The sequence below is a fragment of the Kitasatospora sp. NPDC096140 genome, assembly GCF_040303045.1.
Taxonomy (GTDB): domain Bacteria; phylum Actinomycetota; class Actinomycetes; order Streptomycetales; family Streptomycetaceae; genus Kitasatospora.
Genome location: NZ_JBEOUW010000085.1, coordinates 13,562 through 15,145 on the forward strand (window position 1 = coordinate 13,562; position 1,584 = coordinate 15,145).

At 70.1% G+C, this 1,584-nt stretch carries 1 protein-coding gene and 1 pseudogene; both read left to right on the forward strand.

Features of this window, described 5'->3' with window-relative positions:
* Positions 1 to 192: pseudogene (locus ABT048_RS40865) on the forward strand (hypothetical protein); the annotation flags it as partial.
* 256 nt (positions 193 to 448) lie between these two features.
* On the forward strand, positions 449 to 1,584 hold a 1,136-nt coding region (locus tag ABT048_RS40870; protein ID WP_350526727.1), incomplete at its 3' end, for a PLL family lectin.

Consider the following 1,584-nt stretch of genomic DNA (forward strand, 5'->3'; position numbering starts at 1 on the left):
GTAACCGGCACCTGGTCGGCCTGGACCAAGGTGGACAGCTCGAATCTGAAGTCCATCAGCGCCGTGGCCATCGGCAACGTCAACCACGTCTTCGCCGTCGCCGCGGACGGCGGCGTCTACACCCGCGACGCCGACTACAACACCGGCACCTGGTCCACCTGGATCCCCGTCCCCGGCGGAGCCCGCGCCTGACACAGCATCACCTCCAGGCGAGCCCGGCCCACATGACATCCGCCGCCTCCCCGCACCCACAACCCGCCCCGCAACCTGCCCAACCGCCTCACCGACCGCGCCCTGCGCCCCGCGCTGCGCCCGCGCCGCCGTCCGGCAGACAGCCATCGCCCGCCGCAGCCCAGGCCGGCGACATCGTCCGCCGCAGCCCAGGCCGGCGACATCGTCCGCCACTCGGGGCACCCATCGTCGATCCACCACCACAAGGAGTTCCGCCATGCGTTCCACCGCCTCAAAGCTCACCCAGCTCGCCCTGACCGCAGCCCTCACCCTCTCCGGGACCGTGGCCATGACCGCCGTCACGCTCTCCACCGCGACCACCGCCCAGGCCGCCTCCTCGGTGGGCGGCCAGATCACCCGCTCGGAGATCCTCCAGCGGGCCCAGTACTGGTACGGCAAGGCGATCACCTACGACCAGGGCGGCTACTACGCGGACTCCAGCGGCCGCATGTACCGCACCGACTGCGGCGGCTACGTCGACATGGCCTGGCACCTCGCCGACGGCCCCAACACCCTGGGGCTCTCCAACCCCGCCTACACCACCCAGATCCAGCGCAGCGACCTCAAGCCCGGCGACATCCTCGACAGCAAGTACGACCACGTGATCCTGTTCGAGAAGTGGGACGACGCGGCCCACACCACCTTCTCCTACTACTCCTTCGGCTCGACGCCGGTGAAGCACCGCACGGGCATCTCGATCAACGCGGCGTACTTCGACAGCCACCCGAACGGCGACTACCAGGCCTACCGCTACAACAAGGTCGTCGACGACGTCCCGACCGGCTCCTGGGACGTGAACGCGGCGATCACGGCGTCCGCGACCGGTACCACCGCGCGTCTCAACCTGATCGGCTCGGACGGCGCCCTCTACAACACCGACGGCAACTACGGCGGCGGCTGGACCAACCAGTGGGCGCGGCTGGACGGCAGCGCGCTGAAGGCGGTCACCAGCGTGACGGTCAACAACGTGGTGCACGTCTTCGCGCTCGGCGCGGGCGGCCAGGTCTTCGGCAAGGACGCCGACTACACCACCGGTACCTGGTCGAACTGGACCGAGGTCCCCGGGGGTGCCGCCGGAGCGACCTCGCTCGCCGCCGCGGTCACCGGGACGACCGTCCACCTGCAGATCGTCGGTTCGGACGGCGCACTGTACGGGACGGAGGGTGATTACGCGGCCTCCGGGAGCGGTTGGACCGGCAGCTGGGGCCGCCTGGACGGCAGCGGCCTGAAGGCGCTGACCAGCGTGGCGGACGGCAACAAGGTGCACGTCTTCGCGCTCGGCGCGAGCGGCCAGGTCTTCGCCAAGGACGCCGACTACACCACCGGTACCTGGTCGAACTGGACCGAGGTCCC